Annotated in this window: 2 protein-coding genes and 1 pseudogene; 1 reads left to right on the top strand and 2 read right to left on the bottom strand. The window is 40.2% G+C overall.

Annotated features, from left to right (window positions below):
- Positions 1-393, top strand: a pseudogene (locus PLK24_RS10500) (dipeptidase); the annotation flags it as partial.
- 406 nt (positions 394-799) lie between these two features.
- On the opposite strand, the gene PLK24_RS10495 reads toward PLK24_RS10500, so the two are convergent.
- Together PLK24_RS10495 and PLK24_RS10490 are read right to left on the bottom strand one after the other, a co-directional pair.
- On the bottom strand, positions 800-1,612 hold the full coding sequence (locus PLK24_RS10495) for a DUF6544 family protein (protein WP_324478913.1): 813 nt from the start codon (positions 1,610-1,612) through the stop codon (positions 800-802).
- A 37-nt stretch (positions 1,613-1,649) separates the two neighbouring features.
- On the bottom strand, positions 1,650-2,552 hold the full coding sequence (locus PLK24_RS10490; RefSeq protein ID WP_324478911.1) for a polysaccharide deacetylase family protein: 903 nt from the start codon (positions 2,550-2,552) through the stop codon (positions 1,650-1,652).
- Positions 2,553-2,666: the final 114 nt, after the last annotated feature.

The raw sequence follows: 2,666 nt of genomic DNA, 5'->3' as shown, positions 1-2,666 counted from the left end.
GACAGTGCCTGGTGGGCTTTCAATTTCGTTGCCAATTGGGCAAATTTGAATTATAAAGCCATGCGAGCTGATATCGCCCTGATGCAGGATAAATATGAGTTAAAGATGCTGGAACTCATACCAGTAGTTCAAAAAACAGCACTGGAAATTTATCAGTCGGATTCGGATTTAGCTCGGGAATATCTTACCAATTATTCAACACAAAACGCCGAATTTTTGGTACAAGAATGGTGGAACTTTGCCGACCAGCTCATTGTGCGTTATGACGATGGTATGTTTAGTGAACCTAAAAAAATGGCCCAACAAGTGGGTTATCCTCAGGAATGGTTGGATCTTACCGATTGGTCGCAAGGCCCGACAACTTATAAAAAGGTAATTAAACGGGTGCAATAAATTTGCACCCTTACAATAATATCTAAATATTTTTGGTAGGGGCTTGATAAATCAAGCCCCTATTTGTTTTCAGGATAGACCCTCATGCCACTTTCGTGGCAACAGATGGGGATGAAAATTACTTATTCAGATATGAATCTCCCCCTTTAGAAAAGGGGGTTGGGGGGATTTGAGTTTTTTGGAAATTAATCGAATCCCGAATCATCTCCCTTTAGCCAAAGGGAGAGGTCGATTAAAAAAGGAATTTTCATGCAACTGTATGTTCAGAATAAAAGTACCTATCAGCTACTTCGTTAAATAAGTTTTGAAAAAATTTTTTTCCTCACCCTGACTTTAATTTTCAAAGGGGTGAGAGAAAAAAATTAGGTTTAAAAGAAGGAGGGGAAACATTTTAAATCATCAGTTATTATAACCCATGAGCCTGTAAATATTCGCTTACATTTACTTGATAGACAACATCATCAACGGTAAAGACTGCCCAGGGTTTTCCTTCATCAAGCCAAGTGGCACTTCCTTCTATCATGAGATTATGTTTATCAATAGAACCCCATTTTAATGTTTCGGCAAGCCAAAGCACTTTGTGCTTATCACCAGCACTTTTATAGCGCATGGCTTCCATAAGTTTTAAGTAACCAGTTTGAGAGTCAAACCTCACAATAAAGCGCTCTTCCTGCTCTCCGAAGGGAACAACCAGAATTGATGAGTCCTGATCGAGCGGTTCCCAGCGGACTTTAGGGTCGGTCAACCAAATGGCTGGAAAAAATGTAGACTCTGCCCACATACCGAGATTGCCTCCTTGATCGATTTCAGGACTTTCGCTGATTCCGAAGGGGAGTTCCAGACGGCCTTTGCCGTTTAAATAGAACTCGTTAACTTTCATAATTGGAAAACCAAGGAGAGTGGTTTCAATATAATGGCGGTATCCTTTCCCGGTTTCATGGACGAAGCGGAATCGTCCGGGGAAAGTTATGCCCATAATACGAAGGCGTAGGCGACCACTGACAATTGCTGAATCTATAACCGGAATATTTTCTCCATATATTAATTGGTAAAAACGTTCCACCGGTTTTGGTAAACCGTCTGGTAAGGGAATTGTTTTTAGGATTGATTTAGCCGATCGTGGGAAGGGGGGAAAAGGTCGAGGTTTGATGTGAATTCCAACTAAAAATAGTGCAACTACAATTACCAGAATTAGAATAACGATGCAAAGAGCCTTCATGGTGACCTCCGTTTCTAATAAGATGGTATCTCACCCATCATTCATTACTCAGTCGATTGTTCCAAATTTTAGTAAAATCCTGAAAAGTATAAAATTGTCCTCCGATCTGAAGTAATTCATCTATAAGGATGGAAAGTTCTTGGAGTGCTTTCAGACCGCAGTTTTTAGTTATGAAGGGAAATGGTTCGATAGTAGCTTCTCCATAAGTAAGCCGACTGGGTACCTCAATAAATTCCCAAGGATGGAGATAAAAACAAAAAACCTTAGGAAGGTTTCGCTTGGAGAAATAAGTAATCATGTTTTCAATATGATTCATTAATACCTGGGATCCTTCGGTCCGAAAAATTGGCCACTGATCACGGTCTCGTCCATATTCATCGTGGCTTTCAATGGTTAAATCAGCGAAGGTTGGAATTTCTAAAATATTTAAATTACCACTTTCGGTCCAATTCTCCCGTGAAGGATGGTAAGGGGTAAGCTGTTTTTGGTAGTAATACATTGGGTAAGACGAGTCGGCTAAATAACCCAAATCATTTAACGTATTCAAGGTTATTTCATTTCCCCAAAACCGGGTGGTACGGAAAGAAAGGGGTTGAGTTCCAATGACGTCGCCGACTATTTCAGTTGCTTTTTGAATTCGATAAGCAACCTCTTCAGAGAGCACTGGCTTAATGAGGGGAATATCGAAGTATGGCTCACCAAGCGTCTCATGCTGGAGAGTATGACAACCATTTTCATGACCACATCTTTCGATTTCTTTAGCCAAGGATTTAAACTGCGATATGATATCGGCTACCCATAAGAAGGTCGCCGGAATTCCTTTCTTTTCAAAGAGTTTTAAAAGCAAAGGGGTTCCCTTTTCAACTCCTTGCAAAAAGGGAGTGAAGCTGCCGATATCGGTCTCCATATCAATTCCCAGGAGAACAAAAACATCATTCATGAGGACACCTCCTGCTATTGATTATAATATATATCAAATTGAGAAAAAATGATAAATCCTTCAGCCTTTCCTTAAGGTTTGTTAGGAAGTGATCTTCACCCTCAACTTCATCCT

Source organism: Atribacter sp. (genome assembly GCF_035418125.1).
Classification (GTDB): Bacteria; Atribacterota; Atribacteria; order Atribacterales; family Atribacteraceae; genus Atribacter; species Atribacter allofermentans.
This window is presented reverse-complemented; position numbering and strand designations above follow the sequence as displayed.